This window comes from Paenibacillus sp. LHD-117 (assembly GCF_030929555.1).
Taxonomy (GTDB): domain Bacteria; phylum Bacillota; class Bacilli; order Paenibacillales; family Paenibacillaceae; genus Pristimantibacillus.
In genome coordinates this window covers 1-2,451 of the sequence record NZ_JAVFVT010000070.1, presented here as the reverse complement: position 1 = coordinate 2,451, position 2,451 = coordinate 1, and the positions used below count along the sequence as shown (strand labels likewise).

Annotated in this window: 2 protein-coding genes; both read right to left on the bottom strand. The window is 35.2% G+C overall.

Going from position 1 to position 2,451, the window contains the following annotated elements; genetic code table 11:
• Window positions 1-317 precede the first annotated feature (317 nt).
• Window positions 318-1,178 (bottom strand): YwqG family protein, encoded by an 861-nt coding sequence (locus RB620_RS30015; protein ID WP_308100827.1) that lies wholly within the window; start codon window positions 1,176-1,178, stop codon window positions 318-320.
• An 80-nt stretch (window positions 1,179-1,258) separates the two neighbouring features.
• Complete coding sequence (locus RB620_RS30010; RefSeq protein WP_308100826.1) at window positions 1,259-2,041, bottom strand: CPBP family intramembrane glutamic endopeptidase; 783 nt, start codon at window positions 2,039-2,041, stop codon at window positions 1,259-1,261.
• Between the last annotated feature and the right edge of the window lie 410 nt (window positions 2,042-2,451).

The following is a 2,451-nucleotide window of genomic DNA, read 5'->3' as shown; positions in this document are numbered from 1 at the left end:
CTGCTAATACCGCGATTAGACGGGCATTTGCTACAACACCCCACCCATAACTGGTTGTAGTTTCCTGATCGCCCTATTCGAGTTGCTTGATATTATGGGCTTTCGAAATTTAGGTTTAAGGAAAAATTCTTAATAAATTGTAGGACTTCTGGTATGTTGTCTTCAGAAGATAGTGTTCCTTTGTAATAAATAAAGAGCCCCATTCTATAGCCCTCCAAAAAAATCAATTAGTATTGCAACGATTTCTTCTAACGTTTAAGTGTTCACGAGTTCCGACGAATGTCGAATTTGTCCGGCAGCCGCTCATGCTTACAAAGTTAACTACATTGCAAAACTAGCCACACGTTATTAAAATTCTTTTCTCTTAAATCATCTTCATGGATCCAAAAAAAAATTCTCCCAACATCCCCCCACATCATTCCAATATCTTCTTCAGAATCAATTTGTAATAGTAACTTCCAGGATTCTGCTCCTGACTCTAATAACTTTCTTTTAGGATCTTCATAGCAAGTCGAATCTCCGCAATAAAGCCCGTTCGAAGCAAGTTGACATTCTAATTGCATCTCGCCTTGAATCTGATCCGGGTGACCAAGAAATCTGTGTATTGTTCCATTTGAATCATTATGCTCGAATACTTTCTCTGACAACTCAAAATACAAGTCACTTTCGTGTTCAACTAAGTTTAACTGATCTATTGAAATTGATTCCCAAGAAGGCAAAGTTGTTTGTAAAGAAAAATCCACTTTACAAGTTCCAAAACCACCTTCTTGAATTAATTCTTCAGGCAATTCTTTTCTTTCAAGTCTATCGAGGTTTTCATTGTAGATTACCTTCCATCTACCTCGATCATTAGGATCAAATCCCCAAGGTTGTTCTAAAGAATCATAAAAGAAACTAAGCAATCCAGCAGAAGGCAATTCATACAGTCTAAGTTCAACTTCTTCTAAATTAACTTGAGCAATAAAACTAAGAATTTTGCCGTTTTCATTGGGCCAGTGAATATATGAAGGCAAATCTGGTTTACCCCCTATTTTTGAGCTGCCAAGAGGAATGTTCTCTTCTTCAGTAATTATTGCAGTCATTCTATTTGAATAAGATAAATTATTCATCAGATCTTTATTTATTCTTGTTAAACCGCTGCTTTCAATAATCTCTATAACTTTCTTATCCTTCTGCATAGATATTCCTCCATAATATATTTCCTTTAGGCCGCCAAGCGAATATGGTGTCAGGTGAAGTTCATACCCTCATGAATCCACTAAAAGATCATCCCGATAAATACAAACATGATATTCATTAAAAAATGCATTATGATAACAGGCAATAAACCACGGGACCTTATAGCAACTCCGCCCATTATCATCCCAAATATCGAGAAAGCAACACACAAAATCCAAGGAATGCCTAATGAGTAGTGATAGAAACCAAATCCTATACTTGTAACAACAAGTCCAAATTTCTCACCCAAATCACTTACAATCCTGCTAAGTATATATCCTCTCCATAATATTTCTTCTAATATGGAATTGACTATTGAAAATACTAATGCGTACACCAGCAATAAAACAATGTCCTGTTGTTTAAAATCAATAATAAAACCAAATGAAACAACAATCATACTTGAAAAAATAATTAAAAATCTCCAAATCGGATCCTTAAATACTCCTCTCCAAATAAAAGGAAAGTAGATCGTATTTCTAAAAGATCCAATCGAAAGAAAACTTATTTCCGGTTTCTTTATATAATTCAATATAAAAAACGGAAGTATAAATCCAAAAAGACTCAATCTGGATAAAATCACTCCCCACTCATCGGGTAAAGACCAACGATAAACAATCGTTTGTAAAAAATCTGAAAAACAATAGCCAATTATGTAGAGAAGACTCGTAAAATAAATGTCCTTAGTAGTGAGTGTTTTATTCAATTTAAGGGTTAAAAATAATGACGCTAATATTAATCCAATATACCACGGCATAATCTGAATTAAGATAACAGTTGCAATAAACGCAAGTACGGAAAATTGTTTTAAATAATGTGACAAAAGGTCTTCTCCTTCACGTTTTTATTTCGTTTTTCAACACGTAATTGGCCTGGATGGTTTATTCCCTTCTAAGTCGAACAGGAATAAAAACCCACCTCGGCGGTCAACCTGGAGGTGGGTTTTTATTTCTTCTTGTAGTTATTTGAGATGTATAACATAATCGTCAACCGCCTCTACTTTCATGGCCTCACCTCCTTTCGAAGGGAAACCATACCCACCTAAGATTCAATTGTCTTCCTTATTGTACCATCATCTACCACTAACCTCTCTATTTATCCGATCATTTTTTTATTTGACGAATTGTAATATGAAGTGCGACACCTAGAAAAACAAAAGGCCCATGCAGGCTTCGTGTAAAATGGAAGTTACCACACCACCATTTTGTACAGGAGAAACCAACATGAGCTACT